Below are 22,303 nucleotides of genomic sequence, written 5' to 3'. Positions count from 1 at the left end.
GCCTTGACGCAAGCATCCTGTACCTGCTATTGATGTAATTATGTCTGGAGTTACCAGCCACCTATGGAAAAACGCAAACCCCACTATTCCCTGAACCAGCTTCAAGAGATGCTTGAAGACGAAAACACCCGGGTGATTACCCGAACATGCAAGCAGGAAGCCGCCCAGATCGGCTATTTCGATGATGAAGCAATTGTTGAACGGGTACTGCGGCTGACCCGCAGAGAATTCTATAAATCCATGACAGCCTACGGAAACGCACAGTTATGGCAGGACGTCTATAAATCGGATGATGGAGAGCGTGCTCTGTATATCAAGCTGCAACTCTCGGCCGGCAACGATCAGGCGGTTGTCATCCAGTTTAAGACAGATACAAGCAAGGAGTGGTGAACATGTACGAGCAGGGAGGCACCTGTCCGGTCTGCGGCGCTGATGCGCTGGAGCAAAAGGTGGTTGAAGAGATTTTTACCTACAAGGACCAAACGTTGGCGGTGCCTGGGTATGTGGTGTATGAATGCGCGGCCTGCGGCGAAGCGGTTGTTGACCCGGCTTCGTCACAACGGGCATCAAAGCTGTTGAAGGATTTCGCCAGGGGTGTGGATGGCCTGCTGACTGCTGCCGAGATCAAACGTATCCGCAAAAAGCTAGGCTATACCCAAGAGCAGATGGCCGAAGTGTGTGGCGGCGGCTTGAAAGGTTTTGCCCGCTATGAGTCCGGTCAGGTAATGCAGAGCAAGGGTATGGACAACCTGTTGCGGATTCTGGACGAACTACCCTTTGCCCTTGACGTGATCAACCGCCGCCCGGCAAAAGCAAGCGCCAAGGTTGTCAGCCTGATGGATTACCGGAGCAAATCGCCTTATACCTATGCAGAATCACCGCACGGTGAGGCATACTCGGACCACTTAAAAAGCGCCCTGGGGTAACAAATGAAAAATCATTTTCAGTTTTCGCTGAAAGAAATATTTCTGCCGAACATCATGTTCCATCTCAATCCCTCCTTCAAACCAAAATCCGGCAAAATCGAGATCACAACCTCTGTTGAAGTGGACTATTCCTGTACCGGTACGGATCTAACCGTACAGGTACGGGTTGAGATGCCGGATGGCGAGCATGCCCCCTTTGCTTTCATGGTTGAAGGAATCGGCAGGTTTGAGCTTGTAGAAGAACCGCCCGCGGATGTGCTGGAGATAATTGCCCGGGCTAATGGCGCTTCCATGATCTTCCCCTATCTACGCGAAGCAATTGCCGATCTCACACGGCGGGCCGGAGTGCCGACACTGCACTTGCAGCCGGTTAATTTTGTCGAGTTGATGAACATGGAAAAAGCCAAAAAAAATGAAGCAGCACTCACCAAGAAGCCTGTTTCAAAAAGGGTGAGGGTATCTAAATAATAAGACCACAGCTTGAGGCTGATTAAGAGCAACAGCTGAACTACACAGCAAGCCAGCGTAGTGTTTCCCAATGGTAAAAAAAGGATGACACCACCGGCAACAGTAAGAGCCAAATCAACCTGCCCTGACTCCCCCGCAAATTATTGTTGTGTAATTCCGTCCAGAGCCTGTATCATTTTGTCCAAAATCAGCTGTTATCATTCAAAGGAATCAGTTTATGCCCCGTATCCTGATCTGCGATGACGAAGAAGGCATCCTGCGTTATCTATCCAAACTATTTAAAACACAGGGCTACACCGTGGAAACCTTCAGCAGCGGCACCGCCCTGCTGGCACGCCTGACGGCTGCGTCAACGGAACCGGTTGATCTGCTGCTGCAGGATGTGCGGCTGCCGGACATCAACGGTATCAATATCCTGAAGCAGGTACATCAGCTGCGTCCCAACATGCCGGTGGTGGTGATGACCGCCCACGGCACGGTGGATGATGCGGTGCATGCCATCCGGCTGGGGGCCTATGATTACGTCATGAAACCGTTCCCCAAGGAGAAGATCCTGGGGGTGCTGGCCAAGGCGCTGGAACACCACCGCCTGGCAGATGAGAACCGGCGCCTGCGGGAGGAACTGCAGCGGGGCGGGGACGACAGTTCGATTGTCTTCAGTTCACCCCGTTTCCGGGATGTGTACGACCTGACCCTGCAGGTCGCCTCAAGCGAGGCCAACATCCTGATCCTGGGCGAATCCGGCACCGGCAAGGAGCTGATCGCCCGCACCGTGCATGCCAACTCCGGCCGCCGTGAGCATGGCTTTGTCTCGCTCAACTGTGCAGCCCTGTCGGATTCGTTACTGGAGAGCCAGCTCTTTGGTCACCTGCGCGGTGCCTTTACCGGTGCGATCATGAACCAGAAGGGACTGCTGGAAGAGGCGGATGGCGGCACCCTGTTTCTGGATGAGATCGGCGATGTCTCACCGACCATCCAAGCCAAGCTGCTGCGGGTGATCCAGGAGAAGGAGTTCATTCCGATCGGCTCAACCAAGCCCAGGACGGTGGATGTCCGCTTTGTGGCTGCCACCAACCGCGACCTGCAGCTGGAGGTTGCTGAGGGGCGTTTCCGGGAGGATCTTTACTACCGCCTGAACGTCATCTCCCTGACCCTGCCGCCGCTGCGGGAGCGGCCGGAGGATATCGAACCGCTGGCGCGCCACTTTGTACGCCGCTTTGCCGCCCGGATGAAAAAGGATCTGCATGGCATCGACCCGGATGCCCTGCTCTGCATGTCCCGCTACCACTGGCCGGGCAATGTACGGGAGCTGGAAAATGTGATCGAACGGGCCGTGATCCTGGCCCAGGGCAACCAGCTGACTTCGGATCTGCTGCCGGTCTGCAGCAGGACCACACCACTGCGCAACGATGAGGTCACGCCGCTGGTATCGCTGGATACGCTGGAGCGGCAGCATATCCTGGGGGTCTACAAGCAGACCGGCTTTCACAAAAGCAAGACCGCCGAGATACTGGGCATCTCCCGCAAGACCCTGGATCGTAAGCTGCAGGAATACAAGGCGGATTAGTCAGCCATGGAAACCACCCCGCATATCCGGCGCCGCCTGCTGCTGACCACCCTGCTGCCACTGGTCTCCGCACTGCTGGTCTGCTGGCTGGCCGGCAACCACCTGATCAGCGCCCGGGTGGCCGGACAGGCCCAGGAAGAGGCCCGCAGCGATCTCGGCACTGCCAGGGAGCTGTACCAGGGGGAGCTGAGCCGGCTGTCTGAAGGGCTGCAGGTGATCAGCCGCAGCCCTGAGCTGTCCCGCCTGCTGCAGGGAAACACAGCCGGTGACATATCCCGCCTGCTGGGCCTCCTTTCAGGCAGCCGCAGTTTCAGTTTTCTGACCGTGGTGGACCGCTACGGCCAGGTACGTTACCGCGCCACCAACCCCGAGCGTTTCGGCGACACGCTGCGGCACCTCAAGCCGGTGGCCGAGGCCCTGGCCGGACGTGCCAGCCAGGGGACCATGCTGCTGTCTGCCCTGCAGGCCGGCCAGGAAAACCCGCTGTTACCGGACCAGATGCTGGTCCCCCTGCTTCCGTCGCAACACGCCCTGCCCACCAGCAAAACCGCTGAACAGCGCGGCCTGTTTCTGGTTGCCGCAGCACCGATTACCGCTGCTGACGGAGAGCTGCACGGGGCGCTGCTGGCCGGACAGCTGCTGAACAACAATGAACAGCTGGCAGACCGGATTACCCGCTTGATCGCACCGCAACAGCAGGATGGTCTGCTACATGAGACCGCCACCATCTTTCTGGATGATGTCAGGATCGCCACCACGGTGACCGATGAAAACGGGCAGCGGGCCACCGGCACCCGGCTTTCAGCCGAAGTGGCCCAGCAGGTCCTGCAGCGGGGAGAGGTCTGGATCGCCCCGGCCTATGTCCTGCATGAGCGCTACTTTGCCGCTTATGAACCGTTGCGTGATCCCGACGGTACCGTGGTGGGGGCGCTGTATGTCGGCCTGCCGGAACGGCCCTACCTCTACCTGCGTAACAACCTCAACCTGACCTTTGCAGCCCTGCTGCTGATCCTGACCCTGCTGGCAGTCGGGTTGACCACCGCCCTGGGCAGGCAGCTCGGCAGGCGGGAAGCCGAGATCAGCACCCTTAACCGTACCCTTGAACAGAAGGTCCAGCAGCGGACCGTAGAGCTGGAGGAGAAGAGCCGGCAACTGCTGGAGACGGAAAAGGAGCTGGCCCGCAACGAGCGCCTGGCTGAGCTGGGGATGCTCTCTGCCGGGGTGGCCCATGAGATCAACAACCCGCTGGCCATCATCCGCGGCAATGCCGAGCTGCTGCAGATGTCGATCCCCGCAGGGGCAGAAGATCAGGAGGAGGTTAGCGAAATCCTGGCCCAGGCCGGCCGGATCAACCGGATCACCGCAAGTCTGCTGAACCTGGCCCGGCAGGACAAGCGCCAGATCAGCCGCTTTCCTTTGCCGGACCTGCTGGATGAGATCCTGAACCAGATCGGCCATCAGGTACCGCTGGCAGGCTACACGGTCGAGCGCAACTACCGGCAGGCGGCAATCCAGCTGGAGGCTGACCGTGAGCAGCTGCGTCAGGTCTTTACCAACCTGATCCTGAACGGTCTGCAGGCCATGGAAGGAGTGGGCCGGCTCACCATCAGTGCCGAGGCAGATCCTGACAGCACCTGTTCGATTACCGTCGCCGACACCGGCCCCGGCATCGACCCGGAACAGCAGGAACGGCTGTTTTCACCCTTCTTCAGCACCAAGCAGAACGGTACCGGCCTGGGACTGGCGGTCTCCTGGGGGATTGTCCGCAACCACGGCGGCACCATCGCGGTGCAGAGCGCCCTCGGCTGCGGGGCACGTTTTACCGTGACGCTGCCGGGAATTACCAGAGCCTGATCTACGCCTTTACTGGATCTTGAATCCGGACTACTCGGTGGGTGTGGTGAGGCGGGCCTGCGGCAGGAGTGGCCGGCAGCTATTGCAGGCGCCGGTAAATCTGGTCGAGTTGATCGGCAACCTTTTTGAATGCCGCCAGCACCTGTGGATCAAAATGCTCCGGCATGGTCCGTCCATCCCCTTCAAGCAGAATCGAACAGGTCTTTGCATGGTCAAAGGCCGGTTTGTAGACCCGTTCACTCCGCAAGGCATCATACTGATCGGCAATATTCATAATCCGTGCAGAGAGCGGTATCTCATCCCCCTTCAGGCCAAAGGGGTAGCCGCCGCCATCCCAGCGTTCGTGGTGGGCCAGTGCGATCTCTTTGGCCATGGCCAGCATGGGATGGTCACCGATGATCTTTGAACCGCAGCGCGGATGCTGTTTCATCTCCTGCCACTCTGCGTCGTTCAGGGGGCCCTTCTTTTTAAGTACCGCCGGGTTGATATGGATCTTGCCGACGTCATGCAGGGTGGCCTGAAAGCGCAGGCCCTGCGCCACCGCTTGCGGCAGCCCCAGCTCCTGCGCCAGTACGGTGCAATACTCTCCTACCCGCAGGATATGATTGCCGGTATCCTCGTCGTTGGCTTCTGCTGCCCGCGCCAGTGAAAAGATGATGTACTCGGTCAGCTTCAGGTCTTCAATCACCGCAGCGGCGTGATTGGCGTAGACCTGGCAGATATCGACGATATGGCTTTTATGCAGTTCATTGTTGCTGCTGACCAGCGTCAGTACACCGATACATTCTTCACGCACCAGCAACGGAATTGAGAGCAGCGTGGTCAGCCCCATGCTTTCAAAGCGCTCCCGCCACGGTGCCAGCTCAGGCGCATCCACCACGGCCTTGACCGGATGCATTCCGCGGATGGCCCTCCCGGACGGCCCCTGGCCAAGTTCTGAGTCATCCCAGGTAATACGGACCTTTGTCATCAGGTCACGGCAGGCACCGGCCGTCGCCACCGGGACGATCTCCTGATGCCCCTTCTCAATCAGTCCCACCCAGACCAGATCCGCCTGCAGAATTTCCGAGGCCCGGCTGGCGATAAAGCTGTAGATCTGTTCCAGGGTGACCAGTTGCGCCATCTCGTTTGAAGCGCGGTTAAAGGCCATCAGGGTATTCGAACGCTCCGTCAGATCCTGCATCATCTGCTGCAGTGAGGCTGCCACCTCATTAAAGCGTTGATAGAGGACATCCACCTCTTTCACGGTGGTAACCTGGGGCAATGATGCAGAAAAGTTTCCGGCCCCCAACTGGTCGGCGGCCTGACGCAGCATTGTCAACGGCTTGATCAGGCGGCTGCGGGTGAAGTAGGCGATCAGCAGAAAGCTGACAAAAAACAGCACCACAAACAGGCCGCGCAGCAGTTCAAAGCGCTCAATAGCGGCCCGGTTTTCCTGGCTCAGCTGGTTCAGGTAGGTGTTCAAGGTGGTGACAAAGTCGTTTGAGAGCTGCGTATAGCGGCTTGTCAGCTGTTTCTGCTTACCCCCGGTTTCAATGATTGCCAGCAACAACGGTCTCATCTCGCCGGTCCAGCGCTGATCAATCTCATTGAGCCCGCTTGTTTTCATCACGCCGGGGAAAAGCAGGCTGCTGTGTGTCAGAACCCGGACCTTGCTGCGGGTCAGGTCAAAATCATCCATTTCGCTCTTCAACAATGAGCGGGCCACAGACTTCAATACCGGGCTTTCTGCGCTGACAAAGTCCCGTTGCAGGAGCAACAGCTTGTATGTCCGGTACCGGAGACTGCCGGCCAGGTTGATCATCTGGCCGTCATCCCTGATATGCGCAATCAACTGATGGCCAATTGCCAGAAACAGCAGCAAGGCCACCAGCAGGACAGTGCTGGTCAGAAGGTGCTCGGTGATTATCGATCTGTTTTTCATAGCTTCTCCCGAACAGACGGTTCAGTGGCGGTCTGGCTGCCCTGTACCGCCGTGTCGGCGGGTGGTGTCCTCAACAGCTCCAGATTCTTCCGGATCTGAGCCTGTAAGCCGGTGCTGTCCGGATGATCCTGCAGATACTGCCGGCAGGAGAGCAACGTTGCCGCGGCCTGCTCAAGCTGCTGTTCCAGCAGACGGTTTGTATCCTGCAGGTCCGCAGTCCGCTCAAGCACCCGCAACTCAAGGCTCCTGCGCAGTTCGGCCAGATGTGCCTTGGTATCAAAGTGCTGTGTCAGTTCTGCCCGCAACTCTTCCCGCTCTGCCAGAAGCTGGTGTTCCCGGCCATACATGTCAATCAGCCGGCTATAGAGCTTCCGGGCAAAACCCGCCAGTGCGTCACGGCGCGTAGTGGGCAGCGTTTCCGGTAACGTAGCGGCATCCTGATCAAGCCGTGCCAGTGCCTCCTCAATCTGCTGCAGCGGCTCAAGCGCCCGGGAAACGCTGAACCAACAGCCTGCCCCTGCCAACAAGCCGATCAGCAGACCAAGCAGCACAGCCTTCTGCATGATGGCTGAGGTCTCCTGGTGAACGATCGCGTCGCTTTGCCGCGCAAGCACAATCCAGTTGAGTCCGTTAAAATCAGGGCGGCCCTTGCCGCGGGCATAGCCACTGGTATAACGGTTTCCATCGGGCCACTGTTCAGAGACCGAGCCGACTTTAAACTCTCTGGCCTGGCGAAAACTCAGCAGTTTTGACAGATCCATACCATTGGAGGCCCCGCCGGAACTTCCCAGCAGGACACTGCCTTTGCTGTTCAGAATAAGAATTTCTATTTCACGGCCATCAAGATTGTGGCTGAGCAGGTTTTTGCGGATATCCTTGGCCCACTGCCAGCTCAGGTGGGCTCCCATGACCCCCAGCAGCCGGTTCTGGTCATCATAAATCGGCAGGGCCAGATCAATCAGGCGCAGCGGCTCACCATCCTGTGGCTGAGGAAGCAGCGCGGACAAGAGCATGGCTTCATGCACATCCCCGGCATAGGGGTTCTGCTTGCCTGCCTGAACCCACTCCCGCGCACTGATGTTTTTGCGCTCCAGCATCCCGCCCGTACCTGCCAGCACGGTCCCGTCAGGACGCACAAACCCCAGCCAGGCGTATTCCGGGAAAAAACGCTGCTGCTGTTCCAGATACGCACGCAACTTCTGGGGATTTTGTTGCAGACTGCGAAAATCAAGACGATGGCTGATCTGCAGCAGGTCGCCAAAACGCTCATAGACCCCGTTATCCAGCGTCTGAGACATGTGGAAGGCCAGTTCAGCCAGGGACTGGCCGTTTTTCTCCTTCAGGTAGCTGTCAACAAACGCAGCAACTCCCAGAGCCAACAACAACACCGTGACAAAGGAGGCAGCGGCAACAACCAGTGAAAGGCGCCGGTTAAGCAGGAAACCGGTTACCCCTGACCTGGAACCATGCGGCGAACCCTGGCTGTTCATACGACACCCCCTGTCCCTGGCAGCCGGCTATGCTGCGGTTTCCAGACACGGTGCATAACGTTTATCCTGCTCAAGAATGTGGTCATACAGCCAGCTCTGTAAAAAGGCCATGACCTCCCTGGTCTGCGGGCGGGAGCTGGTGTAGAAGGTTCGATAAAAATCAGCCAGCTGGCGGTTAAGCCGGGCATGCTGTTCGCGGTGTTCATCAAGAGCCTGGTACTGATGCTCGACCAGGGTCCGTTCTTCCTCGCTGAAATGGGTCTTGGCATAGCCGGCCAGATCGGACAGTATTTTCATCAGGGTGGCCTTCTCTGCACCGGTATCCATTGCCTCACCCAGCTGGTTGATCATGCCGACAATCCTCTGATGCTGCTGATCAAGCCGTTCATTACCAACAGTATAACGCGCTTCCCATAGCACATGTTCCATACCGGCTCCTTGCCTGCAGATGTTACATAGTACTATTCACAGTTACAGGCGCTTGTCAATTGTCACTACCCCCATTGTATGGTGTACAATCGGTGCATGAACGGCTGCCAAACATTTTCCCTTGACCTGACTATCGCTTCACAGTTTAGCGTAACCCTTGTCATGGCCACGACACAAAACCACAGCACAAGGAGACACCGTATGCAATCAAACGTAACCGTAGAGGAATGGGTAGCCCGTTTTCGGGCCATCGGGCTGGATCAGGCCGCCATGCAGCAATGGCACCACCTGTTCGAGACAGAAAATCCGGCAGGTCACCAGAGCTTTCTGGAATGGCTGGGACTTTCCAGCGAGCGCATTGCAGAGATTCGCGCCCAAAGCGCATGATTAAAACCGGTGGCGGCCCCGTTTGGGCGGGGCCGCAGCTTTGGAGCACCCTATGTATCGTATTACCCAGCTGGCCCGCAGCTTCGGGCTTTCACGCAGCACCCTGCTGTACTACGACCGGGTCGGCCTGCTCTGTCCCACCGGCCGCAGTGAGGCGGGCTATCGCCTCTATTCAGCTGCCGACAAGGAACGGCTGGCCCTGGTCTGTTCCTACCGCCAGGCAGGTCTGGGGATAGAGGAGATCCGCTGTCTGCTGGCAACGGCAGCAGACGGCAGCGAGGCGGTCATCCGGCAGCGGCTGCAGGCTATCGGCAACGAGATCAGACAACTGCAGGCCCAGCAACGGCTGCTGGCCGGGATGCTCACGCTGCCAACCGGCGGAGAGCTGTCACAGGCGGTGGACAAGCAGACCTGGATTGAGATGCTGCGGGCCGCCGGCATGGACGACCAGGCCATGTGCCAGTGGCACAGCGAATTTGAGCGGCGCGCCCCCCAGGCCCATCAGGCCTTTCTGCTGTCGTTGGGGATCAGCGAGCAGGAGAGCGACCAAATCAGAAAACATGCCGCCTCACAGACAGCCCTGCCGGTCAGGAGTTCCACTTGAAATAGCGTGCCGTCTCTTCTTTCACGACTCTGGACAGCAGCAGCAGGCCAATCGTGTTGGGGATGATCATCATGCCGTTCATCAGGTCGGAGAAGTTCCAGACAAAATCCAGTTTCATCATGGAGCCCAGCAGTACCACGCAGACAAAGACCACCCGGTACGGCTTGATTGATTTTGGTCCCAGCAGGTACTCAATCGCCTTTTCACCGTAATAGTTCCAGCCGATCAGGGTTGAACCGGCAAACAGGGCGGTTGCAACCGCCACCAGCATGACGCCGGGCTGCCCCAGTGTGGCGCCGAAGCTGACACTGGTCAGCTGGCCGGCCGGTACCTTCTCAAGCCAGGCGCTGCCGGTCAGGATCACCAGCGCGGTCATGCTGCAGACCACCAGGGTATCAATAAAGGTCTGGGTCATGCTGACCAGGGCCTGCTTGACCGGATCATGGGTGCGGGCCGCCGCTGCCGCTATCGGGGCCGATCCCATGCCGGATTCGTTGGAGAAGACACCCCGGGCAATACCGAACCGCATGGCTGCCGCAATGGTGGAACCGGCAAAACCGCCGCCAGCAGCGGCAGTGCTGAAGGCCTGCTGGAAGATCAGCCCAAGGGCATGGGGGATCTTGTCCAGATTCAAGGCCAGCACCACCAGGCCGCCGATGGTATAGCCGAGGATCATGAACGGCACCAGGATCGAGGTAGCCTTGCCAATGGACTTGATACCGCCCAGAATCACCAGGCCGGTCATCAGCATCAGCACCAGACCGGTGATCCAGGTCTCGACATTAAAGGTGGATTTGAAGATCGTGGCCACGGCATTGGCCTGGGTCATGTTGCCGATGCCGAAGGTGGCCAGGGCGGTGAAGACGGCAAACAGCCAGCCCAGCCTGGGCAGGTTGGCCCCCTTTGCCAGATAGTACATCGGGCCGCCCCGCATGCCGTGGGGCCCTTTTTCACGGTACTTGACCGCCAGCACCGCCTCGGCATACTTGGTTGCCATCCCCACCAGACCGGTCATCCACATCCAGAACACCGCCCCCGGGCCCCCCAGGGAAATGGCGGTTGCCACACCAACAATATTGCCGATCCCCACCGTTGCCGCCAGGGCGGTCATCAGGGCGGCGAAGTGGCTGATATCGCCGTCACCGGCATGTTCCTTGTGCCAGATCAACCGGAAGGCATGGGGCAGTGCGCGGAACTGCACACCCCGCAGGACAATGGTCAGATAGAGCCCGGTACCGACCAGCAGCGCCAATATCGGCGGTCCCCAGACAAAATTGGATAAGGCGGCAATAAGGGCTTCAATGGTCTGCATCGTTTCTCCCGGCGCGGTGGATTGCCCGGTGCTGAACCGGGCTGCTTGCAGCGCGGCGCTACGGTACCGCAACTGTCAGGAAAAATCAGGCAAAAAATCGAACTGACCCGGAACAATTCAGCAGCTTGCTTAACGAATAAGCTGTACTAGACATAGTAAGCAGTTACTCGCTACCGGTTTTGCTGTCGGCAAAGTGAATGCAGAGAGATAAGGCAACCTTATTTTGTTTTTCTTGTGCTTCAGGTCGGCGGGGTCAGCACGCATGACCTGAAGGGACCTCATAACTGGCGCAGGATGTTCTTCCTGAGCCGCTCCGGCAGCCAAACCCGTTAATCTTTCCACGTAACATCCAACGCAGTACCACATTCCAACAGCGCCGCCCCGCCCTGGGCACGTCTTGCATTGAACAGTCTGTTTTTTCGGCTATACTCACATTGCTACAGTACAGACGACCAGCACCTGAAAGCAGCGCGAGGCACTCAGCTATGTATGATACGTCCGGCCGTACTTCCCCTGGTCTGATCTTGAAAGGCGCACTGTTCTGCGTCTTCACCTTCCTGCTGTATCTGATTGCGCAGCGCGAGTATCTGGTATTTCACAGCTTTGCAGAACTGTTCAGCATTGTCATTGCCTGCGGCATCTTCATGATCGCCTGGAACTCACGGGCCTTCTACAACAACAACTACCTGCTCTTTATCGGCATTACCTACCTGTTTGTCGCCTTTTTCGACACCCTGCATACCCTGGCCTACCGCGGCACGGGTATCTTCACAAGCTTTGATCACAACAACCTGGCCCCTCAGCTCTGGCTGGTTGCACGCTACATGGAGAGCATCGCGTTGCTGACCGCCCCGCTCTTTTTCCGGCGGCGCCTGCAGATCACCGGGGTGTTTCTGCTTGCGGGCGCGGTTTCAGTGCTTGCGCTCTGGTCAATCTTCTGGGCCCGTAACTTTCCAGACTGCTTTGTGACCGGCCAGGGACTGACACCCTTCAAGCGTATAAGCGAATACGTTATTGATCTGATTCTGCTGGTTGCACTTGTGCTGCTGCATCGAGAAAAAGACCGCTTTGAACCGAATGTGTTGCAATTACTGTCCTTGTCAATCGCCTGCACCATTGTTACCGAGCTGTTCTTTACGGTCTATACCCATCTCTACGGCGTTTTTAATTTTGTCGGCCATATCTTCAAGATCCTCTCCTTCGGTTTCATGTACAAGGCCATCATTGAAACCGCCCTGAGGCAACCCTACAGCCTGCTGTTCCGGGAACTGAAACAGAGTGAAGAGACGCTGCGCCAGAAAGAGGAATCGTTGTTGCTGGCCCAGCGGCTGGCCCATATGGGAAGCTGGGAATGGAACCTGCGCGATAACAGCATGTGGTGGTCGGACGAGATGTATGCCCTGTTTGACTACGACAAGCAGCAGACCAGCGCCTGCCTGGAGCGGATCTTTGAACGGGTGCACCCTGACGATATGCCTGCCGTGCAGCAGGTAACCGCCACCTACCTGCAGGAAAAACAGCCCTTGAAGTTCAGCCACAGGATCATTCAGGGCGATGGGAGCGTCCATCACCTGCAGGTTGAGTTCAACCGCCCCCGGCATGATCAACGCGGTACTGCGCTGCTGGCGGTGGGGATTGTCCGCGACATTACGGACCAGGTCCAGGTGGCAAAAATGCGTGACGATATCGAGCTTATCACGCACCACGACCTGAAAACGCCGCTTAATCCCGTGATCGGCATCCCGGAAATTCTGCTTATGGATGCAAACCTGAGCCCGGAGCAGACTGAGCTGATACAGATGATCAAGACCTGCGGCTACCGGATCCTGAACATTATCGACTCATCCCTGTCGCTCTACAAAATGGAGCAGGGCACCTATACGCTGACAACAACCAGCTGCAATCTGCTGCAACTGATTAACGAGATCGCCAGAGGGTCAGAACAACAGTTGAAGCAGAAACAGCTGGAGCTGACCTGCCTGGTCAAGGGGGTCCCGGCCGGCGCAGACGACCTGTTCATGGTGACCTGCGAAGAACTGCTCTGCTACACCATGCTCTCAAACCTGATCAGCAATGCCATAGAGGCCTCTCCGCCGGGGGAGGTCATTACCGTCTCCTGCGAGCAGGATGCACACTGGAGCAGCATCACGATTCATAACCAGGGCGCAGTACCAACGGAGATCCGCGCCAGCTTCTTTGACCGCTACGTCACCCACGGCAAGCAAAAGGGTACCGGGCTGGGCACCTATTCCGCCCTGCTGGCCGCACGCACCCATCAGGGTGATATCGCCATGACAACCTCCGAGGAGGGAGGCACCTTCATTACGGTACGCCTGCCGAACCACCCTGAAACCGTGCAGGCCGCAACGGCCTGCTAAGGGACCACCGGCACCACGGTCCCCCGAGGAGCATCCGATGCAATCCTGTGACGCTGATATCACCATTGTCGGTACCGGCCCGGCCGGACCGGGGACGGTGTCATGCCAGACATGAGACAAGTGAACGCGCCACAAGCGGATTAACCGCAAAGGGCGGCAGCCCCAGTGCCGCAACCACCTCTGCACACAGCGTCATCGGGGCTTTATCCCGATTGTTGCCGGCAACCCTGTCGACACTCGCTTTGATTTTCATCAGCCAGTCATGACTGGCCTCAAACCGTTGGCCGATAGCAGCACCGCTCAACGGAGGTTCCCAAGCCGAGATCAGCTGTTCGGCCGGCAGCGCCTGCAGCCGTTTTAGCGACGCCAGCGAGTCATGCAGGCTGTCGAATATCGGCATCTCATCCGGCACCGGCAGTGCATCGCCGGTTATCAGCAGCCCCTCTTCCGGGTACCAGAACGACAGCGATCCCCGCGAATGGCCGGGGGTGTGCAGCACCTCCAGACCCGCCCCCCCGCCCACAGCAACGCGTTCAGCCTCAACCAGTATCCGGTCAACCGGCACCGCACCGCCCACCAGCGCATGAAAACCGGGCACCGGGCGCTCCCTGACCTGCAGCTCAACATCTTCTATCCAGGCCCGTTCCGCGGCATGGGCTGCCACCTGACAACCGCTGGCAGCAACAACTGCCCGGGCGGCACCGATATGGTCCGGGTGGCTGTGGGTCAAAAGCAGCAGCGACAACTCTTCCGGCTGCCTGCCGATGGAACGGAGGTAATCGAATATCCTGGTTTCAGCACCAGCGGTACCGCTGTCGATCAGGGTGAGCATCTCGCTGCAGATGAGGACCACATTGACCGACCGGTCAATCGGGCCGGTTGGCAACGGTACGCTAAAGGGGAGGTTGAGGGTCAGGATTTCCGGTTTGATCTGCATGGTGGTTTCTCCTTTCAAGTAGGACCTGTACAAGGCCGGGAAGGCGTCCCCCGTCCCCTTGTCTGTACCTGCTATCCGGCAGAAACGAAAAGAGCGCGGGGGGTGGCCCGCGCTCCGTGTTCTGTTATGCAGACAGGCAGCTTCGAGCCGTCACAAGGTGACGACTACGACGACAGCCTGCATATCTGTGGTGATGGTTTGCATGCAGGGAGTCATACCCCTCCAACCGCCTTTCGTCAAGCAACGTTTTGTTTGATACCGCACCTGCCGGCAGGATGCTCAGCCCTTAACACTGACCGCCCCGCTGCTGAGGACCTCGGACGCGGCCTGGTAGGCCTGTATCTGCAAGGCCGCCTGGGTACCGGGGTCATCCGGCCTCTGCAGCTTGCGCTCAAGCATGTTTTTCACTGCCTGGTAAAGCTGTTTCAGCTTCTCCAGTTCTTCCTTTTCCGCTCGGTTGGCAGCACTTTCCGCCTTGCTCTGGTTGGCCTGTTCCTGATAGCTGGTGGCTGCGTTGGTGGTCTCCGTATCCTTTGACTCACCCGCTGCTTCAGCTGTTTTTTCACCTGCTTCCGTGTTCTCCACGCCCTCCGCAGCACTGCTCGCCAGCGTGGTTTCAGCGGCGGCGGTGTCAGCTTCCGCGCTCGTGCCTGCAGCACCTGTTGCCGCAACCGTCGAGCCGGCTGCTGAATCGGAGCCGCCACTGAACTGGGCACCGCCACTGCCGCCATCATCCTTGAGCGAGGCGATCTGGGAGGCGATCTGCTTCAGTTCCGCCTTCAATGATTTGGCTGCCGAAGGGCTCATGAACGGGATCATCTGTTTCAGCATCTTCAGACGTTCCTTCAGCATCTTGATCTTTTCCGATTTTTTCTGGCGGTCGGATGTTTTCTTGTCCGGCAGCCGTTTCAGGGCCTCCCGTGCATCAGCCAGCCGCTTCAGCTGCTGCTCGTAATACTCGTCCGGACGTGAGCTGCTGTTGCTTTTCAGGCCATTGACCAGTGCCCGCTCATTGCTGGTAAGCGGCAGATTGTACTGTTTCAGCAGGGCGGTGAGTTCCATCTGCAGATCCCCCCAAAAATCGTCACAGTACTTGTATCGGCAGAATTGCCGGCGGGATACACAATTTACAACCAACCAGCTAAAAATGTCTCAGCCTTTCACCATGGCCTGATAGGTGGTCAGAAAATACTGCAGGTTCGCAATCCGCATCTCGATATCTTCACGCCAATACTCAAGCTTCTTCCAGCCGGCACCGGTCAGCTGGTAGCGTTTCCTGGCCGGTCCGCTCTTGCTGGTATCCCACTCCGAAACCACCTCGCCATCCTGCTCCAGTTGCTGGAGGGTACGGTAGATTACGCTGGTGTCAGGCTTATAAAGCGGCATCCGTTCAGTCAGGACCGTATGGATCGCACCGCCGTGGATTGGCCCTTCAGCCAGCGCCAGCAGGATAAAGGCCGGTATATGGCGATACTGCTGTTTGCGTTTGGGTGGCATCCCTGTTCTCCTTTCTGGCCCATCAGGCCTTGGCTGCGTTGTCCGTGTTGTCCGGCAGACTCTCAAGGGGAATCACCCGCTCCATCAGGTATCCGGCCAGCAGGATGCAGGGGATGGTGAACAGCAGCCGCAGCAGGGCAAAACGCAGCCCGATGAAGCTGCTTTCCATCATGATCATCGGGATCTTGATGGTGGCCCAGGTTCCCAGAAAGATAACGATATTGGCCAGCCGCGCCCCCTTTTTCTGAAGCGAGATGGCAACCGGAAAGGCGGCGTAGAGCGGTCCGGCCGCAGCCGTTCCCAACAGGACGGCAACCCCGGCGCCAAGCAGTCCGGCATCGGGTCCCAGATGGGCCTCCACCAGCCTGCGGGGCACCCAGACATCCAGCAGTCCCATCAAGATCATGACCGGCGGCACGATCGAGAGTACCTCCAGCAGGAAGCTGAGGGAGTTGACTGCCGAGTGGCGGGCCAGGGCCGGCTGCCAGAGCAGCAGCAGCAGGTTGATACCCAGCACGGCCAGAAAGAGACGATAGCTTGCAAGATGCGTTTTCATTACAGGAATACCCCCATCAACAGCCCGATAATAACCGCGGTGACAAAGCTTAAACTCTGGCGGATCAGGGTGAAACGTCTGCCGAAATAGGAGATCTCAATCGGCGCGGTGATGATGCCCACCATGGTCAGGGTGGTCACAAAGGTAGCCAGGGTGGCCGGAGCCGCGCCCAGCCTGAGCAGAGACCCGACCAGCGGAAAGGCGATCGGGGCCGGCATGGTGATGATTGCGCCGATGGCGGCAACCAGCACAAAGCCGCCGATGCCACGGAAGCTGAACAGCTTGGTTATCAGCCCGGGTGGCACCAGGGCCAGCACCAGTCCCACCAGGGCAATCATCCCCAGGATCTTCGGCAGCAATACATGTAGCGACTTGGCCCCGATCTTCAGCGCCCGATGGGTCTTCTCCCGGTCAAACCACCATGACAGCAGCAGCGCCACTGCTGTCATCCCATAGAGTGTTGCTGACATCATCGTTGTCCCTTTCCGCACCTTTGGTGTTAACCACATCATAGTGTTAATTACAGTATGATGTTTCCAATTCCCAGTCAACGGGAATCTCCTGCTGAGGCAGCAAGCGTCACAAACCTGCCCCGAGACCAGAATATCCTGTTGCAAGAGACCGCCGACAGGCTATGATAGCCTCGACGTAGAGCGATCAGGACAGAGGTGCAGCCATGGCCATAGAACCTGCCACACTGGAATCGGGCAACCGGATTCCCTTCCTTCAGACCCTTGGCATACAGCTGCATGAGATCGGCGACCGCCACGCCATCATGCAGGTAACGGTCAGCGAGCTGCACCGCAACTACTTGGGGGGTGCCCATGGCGGCCTGCTGGCCACCCTGGTGGATACGGCCGCCTTCTTCCCCCGTCCGCTGCTCCCTTCCGGCACTGCCTGCACCACCACCAGCCTGAACGTCACCTACATCCGCCCGGCAGCCCTCGGCGACACCCTGACGGCCCGCTCGGAGCTGCTGCATCTGGGGCGCAGAACCGCCAGTGTCAGGGTGGAGATCACCAATCAGGATGCCAGGCTGGTTGCCCATGGTGTGATTGGATTGATGCTGCTGGCGTGAGTTGGCGGATCAACTTTTGATTTGAAAGGAAACAGCTATGCTCGGCCATCTGACCATAATTCTGCTGTGCCAACTGGCGGGTGAAATCATTGCCAAGGCAGCCAGGCTGCCGGTACCCGGCCCGGTGATCGGTATGGTTATCCTCTTCAGCGGACTGATGCTGCGGGGCACCATGTCCCCGGAGCTTGAAAACGTAGCCGGTCTTCTGCACCGTTATCTGCCGCTGCTGTTTGTGCCTGCCGGAGTCGGCGTTATCACCAGCCTTGACCTGCTGGCACGTTCATGGGCGCCCCTGGCCGGGGCCATTATCATCGGGACCGGCGTAACCATTGCCGTGACCGGTCTGGTGATGCAACTGGCAAACCGCCGCGCCAGGCCGGATCAGCAGGAGGCACCCCATGAACAGTGATATGGTACAACTCTGGTGTTACCTGTCCACCAGCCCGCTGTTGTGGCTGACCGTGACCCTGCTGGCTTATCAGCTGGGGACCTGGTGTTTCCAGCGCTGCGGCTGCAGCCAGCTCCTCAATCCGGTGCTGACCGCAGTCCTGGTATTGGTCCTGTTGCTGAAGCTGAGTGGTACCAACTACCAGACCTATTTTCGCGGGGCTCAGTTCATCCACTTCCTGCTGGGACCGGCCACGGTTGCCCTGGCAATTCCGCTCTACCGGGAGGTTGCCGTGATCCGCAAGACCTTTGTGCCGATCATCGTCGCCCTGTTTGCCGGTTCACTGGCCGCCATACTCAGCGCAGTCGGGATCGCCTGGCTGCTGGGGGGTGAGCGGATACTGCTGTTAACCCTCTCCCCCAAGTCGGTCACCACACCGATTGCCATGGGGATCTCCGAGCAGATCGGCGGCCTGCCTGCCCTGACCGCGGTTGCGGTGGTGCTGACCGGCATCACCGGCGTTGTGATCGGCGATCTGGTGCTCAACTGGATGAAGGTGCATGACGAGACAGCCCGCGGCATGGCCTTCGGGATCGCCTCCCACGGGATCGGCACCGCCCATGCCATGCACAAAAGCCGGGTGACCGGCGCCTTTTCGGCACTGGCAATGGCCTTGAACGGCCTGCTTACGGCACTGCTGCTGCCGCTGCTGATCAGCCTGCTGCGCTGACGGCCTGTCAGCCTCACTCAGCACGGGACAGCGGGATCTGCTGCTCGCCGGGGGCCGTGGTCTGACAGAGGCCGCAAGCGGTCCGGTCGGAGCCCTTGGTAGTGCCTTGGGCACGAACGTATTGTGCGGCACATGTCGCTGACTCGTGGCAGGCCTTTGCTGCGTAGCAGGGACAAGGTCTGTGCTAGTGTCCAAGCCGCTCACGGCAGTGGCTGCTCCCTTTCTTTTGCCGTGCCCCAAGTTTTTCCCCATTCAGGCCTTTAAAAAATTCGCCAGCACGCCTATTATGACTAAAAAGCTAGGAAACGGGACCACGACAAACTACAGCCAATCAATATGGGTACAACCGGAATGGCTGCTGTTAAAGGAATCCAGAAAATGACTACCTTTGAAAATGGGCAGGTTGGAGAGATCGAGCAGGTTTTTCAGGCGCTGGCCGGAACAGACCGGCAAGTCGTAAATGTGCTGAACACCATTCAAGAGCACTATGGCTATCTCCCAGAACAAAGCCTGCATGATGTATCGAGACAGTTTGGCATACCGCTTGCCAATCTTTACGGTTTAGTAAGTTTTTTTAGTGGGTTGCGGACACGCCCTGTCGGAAGAAACCAGATTGCGGTCTGCTGTGGTACTGCGTGCTATGCACGCGGGTCAGAAAAAGTATTTACGCGGTTGAAAGAAACCATGCAGCTGGACGCAGACGGAACCTCAGAAGACGGCTTTGTCACCATCAGCAAAGTGCCCTGTGTCGGGGCATGCAGCCTGGCCCCGGTTCTCAGCGTCAATGGGGTCCTCGAGGGGAAGATAAAGCCGCTGCAGGTAACGGCAAGGCTAGAGGAGTTGCAGCGTAATGATAGCCCCAGCGATTGATCCAACAGCTCTCAAGGGCGGGATAACAGCCGGACTCCAGATTGACGGCCGGATGCTGTCGGAGGCATGGACTGAACCGGCGCCCGAAAGGGCTCCAATCGTAGATTTTCTTACAAGCCGACAGGGGCTGACGGATATTCCCGATCTACTTGCTGATCTGGCTGCCAAGGGACATGAGCTGCTTTGCCCCGGAAGCATGTCACGCATCGGTATCGGTGCTGCCACCTGCGGACTGGCGGCAGGGGCCGGGGAACGTGCTGCGGTGCTGTCTGCTCGCCATGATTTTGCCAACCATACGGTTGTCCGCAAGGTCGGCTGCATTGGCGCCTGTTTTTGCGAACCCCTGGTCGATGTCAGGACACCTGATGGACGGCACTATCTCTTTGGCAAAGTAGATAAAAGCGGTACCTGGCCGATCATTCACACTGCCAAGGAGCAACGCCTGCAAAAAGGTGCCTGGCTGGTACTCCGCGAGCGGGAACCGGGCTTTTTGACCAGTTTTGACGACTTGCTCGTAGAGAAGGTGATTAATCATGATCTGGCAGATTTTTTTGCCTGCCAGCGCCGGCTTATCAGCGGCAACTGCGGCTTGATCGACCCTGAAAACCTTGCTGAATACATCGCTACCGGTGGTTACTTTGCCGCAGCCAAGGCGCTGCTTGAACAGCAGCCCGCTGATCTCATAGCAGAAATAGCGGCTTCAGGCTTACGCGGGCGTGGCGGCGGCGGGTTTCCCACCGGCGCCAAGTGGGAAATGGCTGCCAAAACCGGCAGCAGCACAAAAATCGTTATAGCCAATGCGGATGAGGGAGATCCCGGCGCGTACATGGACCGTACGCTGATGGAAAGCGATCCGCACCGTGTGCTTGAAGGTATCATGCTGGCGGCCTATGCCATCCGGGTACAGCAGGCGCATATCTTTATCAGGCATGAGTACCCCCTGGCAATCCGTCGCATGCGGCATGCCATTACCTCAGCCCGCGCAGCCGGGCTCTTGGGCAATAACATCCTGGGCAGCGATTTCTCGTTGGAAATCGGCATTACAACAAATGCCGGTGCCTTTGTCTGTGGTGAGGAAACGGCCCTGCTCAGCGTTATGGAAGGGAAACGGGGCGAGCCGAGCCGTCGTCCACCGTATCCGGCTGAGGCTGGCCTCAATGGTCACCCTACCGTGATCAACAACATAGAAACCTTTGCAAATGTGCCCTGGATAATGACACATGGTTCCGCCAGATACCGTGAGGCAGGGACCGCAGCAAGCCCTGGAACCAAAATTTTCTGCCTTACCGGTGATGTCAGCCGGAGCGGTTTCGTTGAAGTTCCTTTAGGGATTGGGGTGACGACGGTTATTGAAAAAATCGGAGGTGCCCCCCCGGACCCGATCAAAGCAATCCAGATCGGCGGACCGTCCGGGGGGATCGTCCCCTACGGCAGCTTTAATCTTGATTATGAAACGATGGCCGCGCTTGGGGGTATGATCGGCTCAGGCGGCTTGGTGGTGCTGAACAACGCCTGCTGTCTGGTTGATCTGGTACAGCATATGGTCGGCTTTATGGCCGATGAATCCTGCGGACGTTGCCTGATCTGCCGTGATGGGCTGGCGCGGCTCGAACAGCTGCTGCACGACCTGACAGAACACCGGGGAAACGACGCTACAGTTTCGGCTATTGAGCAACTCAGCCATGCCATCTGCAACCTGTCTTTGTGCGGCCTGGGGCGCTCTGCCGTGCATCCGGTGTTTACAACGCTACGGTTTTTCCGGCAGGAATACGAGCAGCACGCACGGGGCGAGTGCCCGGCAGCATATTGCAGTGCCCTGATCCGGCTGAAGATTGTTCCCTCACGCTGTACCGACAACCAGATCTGCTATGAACTCTGTCCGCAACGCGCCATACAGCTGGATCCCGGCCGGGGCCCGGAACGCTATCGCTTTGACCATGCACAGTGCACCCGCTGCCGTTTGTGTCTTGACAGTTGTCCTCACGGCGCAATCGTGGCGGTCTCTGGGGAGGATACCTGATGGTGATGACCGTTGACGGAAAACAGCTGGTCGGCCGCGCTGGAACGGTGCTGCTGCAGGTACTCCGGGAACAGGGAATCGAGCTGCCGTCACTTTGTTACCAGCCGCATACGGGCTACCAGGGACGTTGCAGTCTGTGCATTGTCGAGCAGTTGTGCGGGGCCGGCTGGCAGACGCACCATGCCTGCAGGCTGCCCTGCTCAGACGGCCTGGTTATCCGGACTGACTCCCCGGCACTTCGGGAACAGCGTGCATTAGTGGCCCGTCTGCTACTGGAACGGGGACCGTTCAGCAACCAAGCGGTTGGACAGCTACTCAAGGAACTCGTGGCAGCGGCACCGCTTGACTGGAATTCCGGCAGGGAAACAGCTGATCAGCATGAGCAGGGTGATCTGCAGCGCGCCATGCCGGCAGGGTGTATTCTGTGCGGCTGCTGCATCGCTCTGTGCGCCAAAATTGGCCGCCATAAACTGACGTTTCTTGGTAGAGGCAGAAACCTTGCAGTCAGCTACGTTGCCGGCCCGCACGATCACGACGGCTGCGGCGGCTGCCGTGCCTGCAGCCTTGTCTGCCCCACCGGCTATATCCGTGGAAATGGAAGCAACACCTTCAGCGCACGCCTATATCGTGCGCTAGAACCATCCTGAAGTTCCTCCAATCAGCTATAAATCCCACCTGCCATTCGGGCACCCCCACTAATTGACTACCACTGCAGGACCCTACCCCCTAACCCGGAACCTGCTGCTCGCACCGCACCCTTGTTTACCATGGCCCGCCTTCGTAATGGTGCCGACAGGACAGCGGCTGGTAAAACAAGGCTGATCACAGCCGTGGAGACGGTTACCCTGATCTTCCCGCACAAAACAGCAGATCCTGTTGATCAAACGT

23 protein-coding genes are annotated in these 22,303 nt (G+C 58.3%); 14 read left to right on the top strand and 9 right to left on the bottom strand.

Annotated features, from left to right (window positions below; genetic code table 11):
* Positions 1–63 precede the first annotated feature (63 nt).
* From FY034_RS00800 to FY034_RS00780, 5 genes are all read left to right on the top strand, one after another.
* Positions 64–390, top strand: a complete 327-nt coding sequence (locus tag FY034_RS00800) for a type II toxin-antitoxin system MqsR family toxin (protein ID WP_265553062.1) — start codon at positions 64–66, stop codon at positions 388–390.
* 2 nt (positions 391–392) lie between these two features.
* Positions 393–926, top strand: a complete 534-nt coding sequence (locus FY034_RS00795; protein ID WP_265553060.1) for a type II toxin-antitoxin system MqsA family antitoxin — start codon at positions 393–395, stop codon at positions 924–926.
* 3 nt (positions 927–929) lie between these two features.
* Positions 930–1,394, top strand: a complete 465-nt coding sequence (locus tag FY034_RS00790) for a protein-export chaperone SecB (RefSeq protein WP_265553058.1) — start codon at positions 930–932, stop codon at positions 1,392–1,394.
* 217 nt (positions 1,395–1,611) lie between these two features.
* On the top strand, positions 1,612–2,961 hold the full coding sequence (locus FY034_RS00785; protein ID WP_265553056.1) for a sigma-54-dependent transcriptional regulator: 1,350 nt from the start codon (positions 1,612–1,614) through the stop codon (positions 2,959–2,961).
* 6 nt (positions 2,962–2,967) lie between these two features.
* Complete coding sequence (locus FY034_RS00780) at positions 2,968–4,815, top strand: cache domain-containing protein (protein WP_265553053.1); 1,848 nt, start codon at positions 2,968–2,970, stop codon at positions 4,813–4,815.
* 79 nt (positions 4,816–4,894) lie between these two features.
* On the opposite strand, the gene FY034_RS00775 is transcribed toward FY034_RS00780, so the two are convergent.
* Genes FY034_RS00775 through FY034_RS00765 form a run of 3 tightly spaced genes read right to left on the bottom strand, consistent with a single transcriptional unit; the run spans position 4,895 to position 8,658 of the window.
* Positions 4,895–6,739 (bottom strand): HD domain-containing phosphohydrolase, encoded by a 1,845-nt coding sequence (locus tag FY034_RS00775; protein ID WP_265553050.1) that lies wholly within the window; start codon positions 6,737–6,739, stop codon positions 4,895–4,897.
* Positions 6,736–8,229 carry a cache domain-containing protein gene (locus FY034_RS00770; protein WP_265553048.1) on the bottom strand — a complete coding sequence of 498 codons (1,494 nt, stop codon included), beginning with the start codon at positions 8,227–8,229 and terminating at the stop codon, positions 6,736–6,738. The genes FY034_RS00775 and FY034_RS00770 overlap by 4 nt, the downstream gene beginning before the upstream one ends.
* 27 nt (positions 8,230–8,256) lie before the next feature.
* Entirely contained in the window at positions 8,257–8,658 is a 402-nt protein-coding gene (locus FY034_RS00765) for a bacteriohemerythrin (RefSeq protein ID WP_265553046.1), read from the bottom strand.
* Positions 8,659–8,859: 201 nt separating this feature from the next.
* Here FY034_RS00765 and FY034_RS00760 point away from each other — a divergent pair, with 201 nt between their 5' ends.
* Together FY034_RS00760 and FY034_RS00755 are read left to right on the top strand one after the other, a co-directional pair.
* Positions 8,860–9,045 (top strand): hypothetical protein, encoded by a 186-nt coding sequence (locus FY034_RS00760; protein WP_265553044.1) that lies wholly within the window; start codon positions 8,860–8,862, stop codon positions 9,043–9,045.
* Positions 9,046–9,097: 52 nt separating this feature from the next.
* Positions 9,098–9,649 carry a MerR family transcriptional regulator gene (locus FY034_RS00755; protein ID WP_265553042.1) on the top strand — a complete coding sequence of 184 codons (552 nt, stop codon included), beginning with the start codon at positions 9,098–9,100 and terminating at the stop codon, positions 9,647–9,649.
* On the opposite strand, the gene FY034_RS00750 is transcribed toward FY034_RS00755, so the two are convergent.
* The gene (locus FY034_RS00750; RefSeq protein ID WP_265553039.1) at positions 9,633–10,961 is read right to left on the bottom strand and encodes an alanine/glycine:cation symporter family protein; all 1,329 of its coding nucleotides are present in this window, start codon (positions 10,959–10,961) and stop codon (positions 9,633–9,635) included. The genes FY034_RS00755 and FY034_RS00750 overlap by 17 nt on opposite strands.
* Positions 10,962–11,446: 485 nt before the next feature.
* On the opposite strand from FY034_RS00750, the gene FY034_RS00745 reads away from it, so the two are divergent.
* Positions 11,447–13,339, top strand: a complete 1,893-nt coding sequence (locus FY034_RS00745) for an MASE3 domain-containing protein (protein ID WP_265553036.1) — start codon at positions 11,447–11,449, stop codon at positions 13,337–13,339.
* A gap of 100 nt (positions 13,340–13,439) precedes the next feature.
* On the opposite strand, the gene FY034_RS00740 is transcribed toward FY034_RS00745, so the two are convergent.
* The 5 genes from FY034_RS00740 to FY034_RS00720 form a co-directional block, all read right to left on the bottom strand.
* Complete coding sequence (locus tag FY034_RS00740) at positions 13,440–14,276, bottom strand: MBL fold metallo-hydrolase (protein ID WP_265553034.1); 837 nt, start codon at positions 14,274–14,276, stop codon at positions 13,440–13,442.
* A gap of 279 nt (positions 14,277–14,555) precedes the next feature.
* Positions 14,556–15,338: a hypothetical protein gene (locus FY034_RS00735; RefSeq protein ID WP_265553032.1), complete on the bottom strand. Its 783-nt coding sequence runs from the start codon at positions 15,336–15,338 to the stop codon at positions 14,556–14,558.
* Positions 15,339–15,428: 90 nt separating this feature from the next.
* The gene (locus tag FY034_RS00730; RefSeq protein WP_265553030.1) at positions 15,429–15,773 is read right to left on the bottom strand and encodes a PadR family transcriptional regulator; all 345 of its coding nucleotides are present in this window, start codon (positions 15,771–15,773) and stop codon (positions 15,429–15,431) included.
* A 22-nt stretch (positions 15,774–15,795) separates the two neighbouring features.
* On the bottom strand, positions 15,796–16,329 hold the full coding sequence (locus FY034_RS00725; protein ID WP_265553028.1) for a permease: 534 nt from the start codon (positions 16,327–16,329) through the stop codon (positions 15,796–15,798).
* Positions 16,329–16,802 (bottom strand): permease, encoded by a 474-nt coding sequence (locus FY034_RS00720; RefSeq protein ID WP_265553026.1) that lies wholly within the window; start codon positions 16,800–16,802, stop codon positions 16,329–16,331. Before FY034_RS00720 ends, FY034_RS00725 begins: the two co-directional genes overlap by 1 nt.
* Before the next feature lie 203 nt (positions 16,803–17,005).
* On the opposite strand from FY034_RS00720, the gene FY034_RS00715 reads away from it, so the two are divergent.
* The 6 genes from FY034_RS00715 (at position 17,006) to FY034_RS00690 (ending at position 22,062) form a co-directional block, all read left to right on the top strand.
* The gene (locus FY034_RS00715; protein WP_265553024.1) at positions 17,006–17,407 is read left to right on the top strand and encodes a PaaI family thioesterase; all 402 of its coding nucleotides are present in this window, start codon (positions 17,006–17,008) and stop codon (positions 17,405–17,407) included.
* A 37-nt stretch (positions 17,408–17,444) separates the two neighbouring features.
* Entirely contained in the window at positions 17,445–17,816 is a 372-nt protein-coding gene (locus FY034_RS00710; RefSeq protein ID WP_265553022.1) for a CidA/LrgA family protein, read from the top strand.
* A complete protein-coding gene (locus tag FY034_RS00705) occupies positions 17,806–18,525 on the top strand; it encodes an LrgB family protein (RefSeq protein ID WP_265553020.1) in 720 nt (239 codons plus the stop codon). The genes FY034_RS00710 and FY034_RS00705 overlap by 11 nt, the downstream gene beginning before the upstream one ends.
* A 378-nt stretch (positions 18,526–18,903) precedes the next feature.
* The gene (locus FY034_RS00700) at positions 18,904–19,395 is read left to right on the top strand and encodes an NAD(P)H-dependent oxidoreductase subunit E (protein ID WP_265553019.1); all 492 of its coding nucleotides are present in this window, start codon (positions 18,904–18,906) and stop codon (positions 19,393–19,395) included.
* Positions 19,376–21,415, top strand: coding sequence for an NADH-ubiquinone oxidoreductase-F iron-sulfur binding region domain-containing protein (locus tag FY034_RS00695; protein WP_265553017.1), 2,040 nt, complete (start codon positions 19,376–19,378; stop codon positions 21,413–21,415). The genes FY034_RS00700 and FY034_RS00695 overlap by 20 nt, the downstream gene beginning before the upstream one ends.
* On the top strand, positions 21,415–22,062 hold the full coding sequence (locus FY034_RS00690; protein ID WP_265553015.1) for a 2Fe-2S iron-sulfur cluster-binding protein: 648 nt from the start codon (positions 21,415–21,417) through the stop codon (positions 22,060–22,062). Before FY034_RS00695 ends, FY034_RS00690 begins: the two co-directional genes overlap by 1 nt.
* Positions 22,063–22,303: the final 241 nt, after the last annotated feature.

It is taken from the genome of Trichlorobacter lovleyi, from assembly GCF_015239775.1.
GTDB lineage: Bacteria > Desulfobacterota > Desulfuromonadia > Geobacterales > Pseudopelobacteraceae > Trichlorobacter > Trichlorobacter lovleyi_B.
This window is presented reverse-complemented; position numbering and strand designations above follow the sequence as displayed.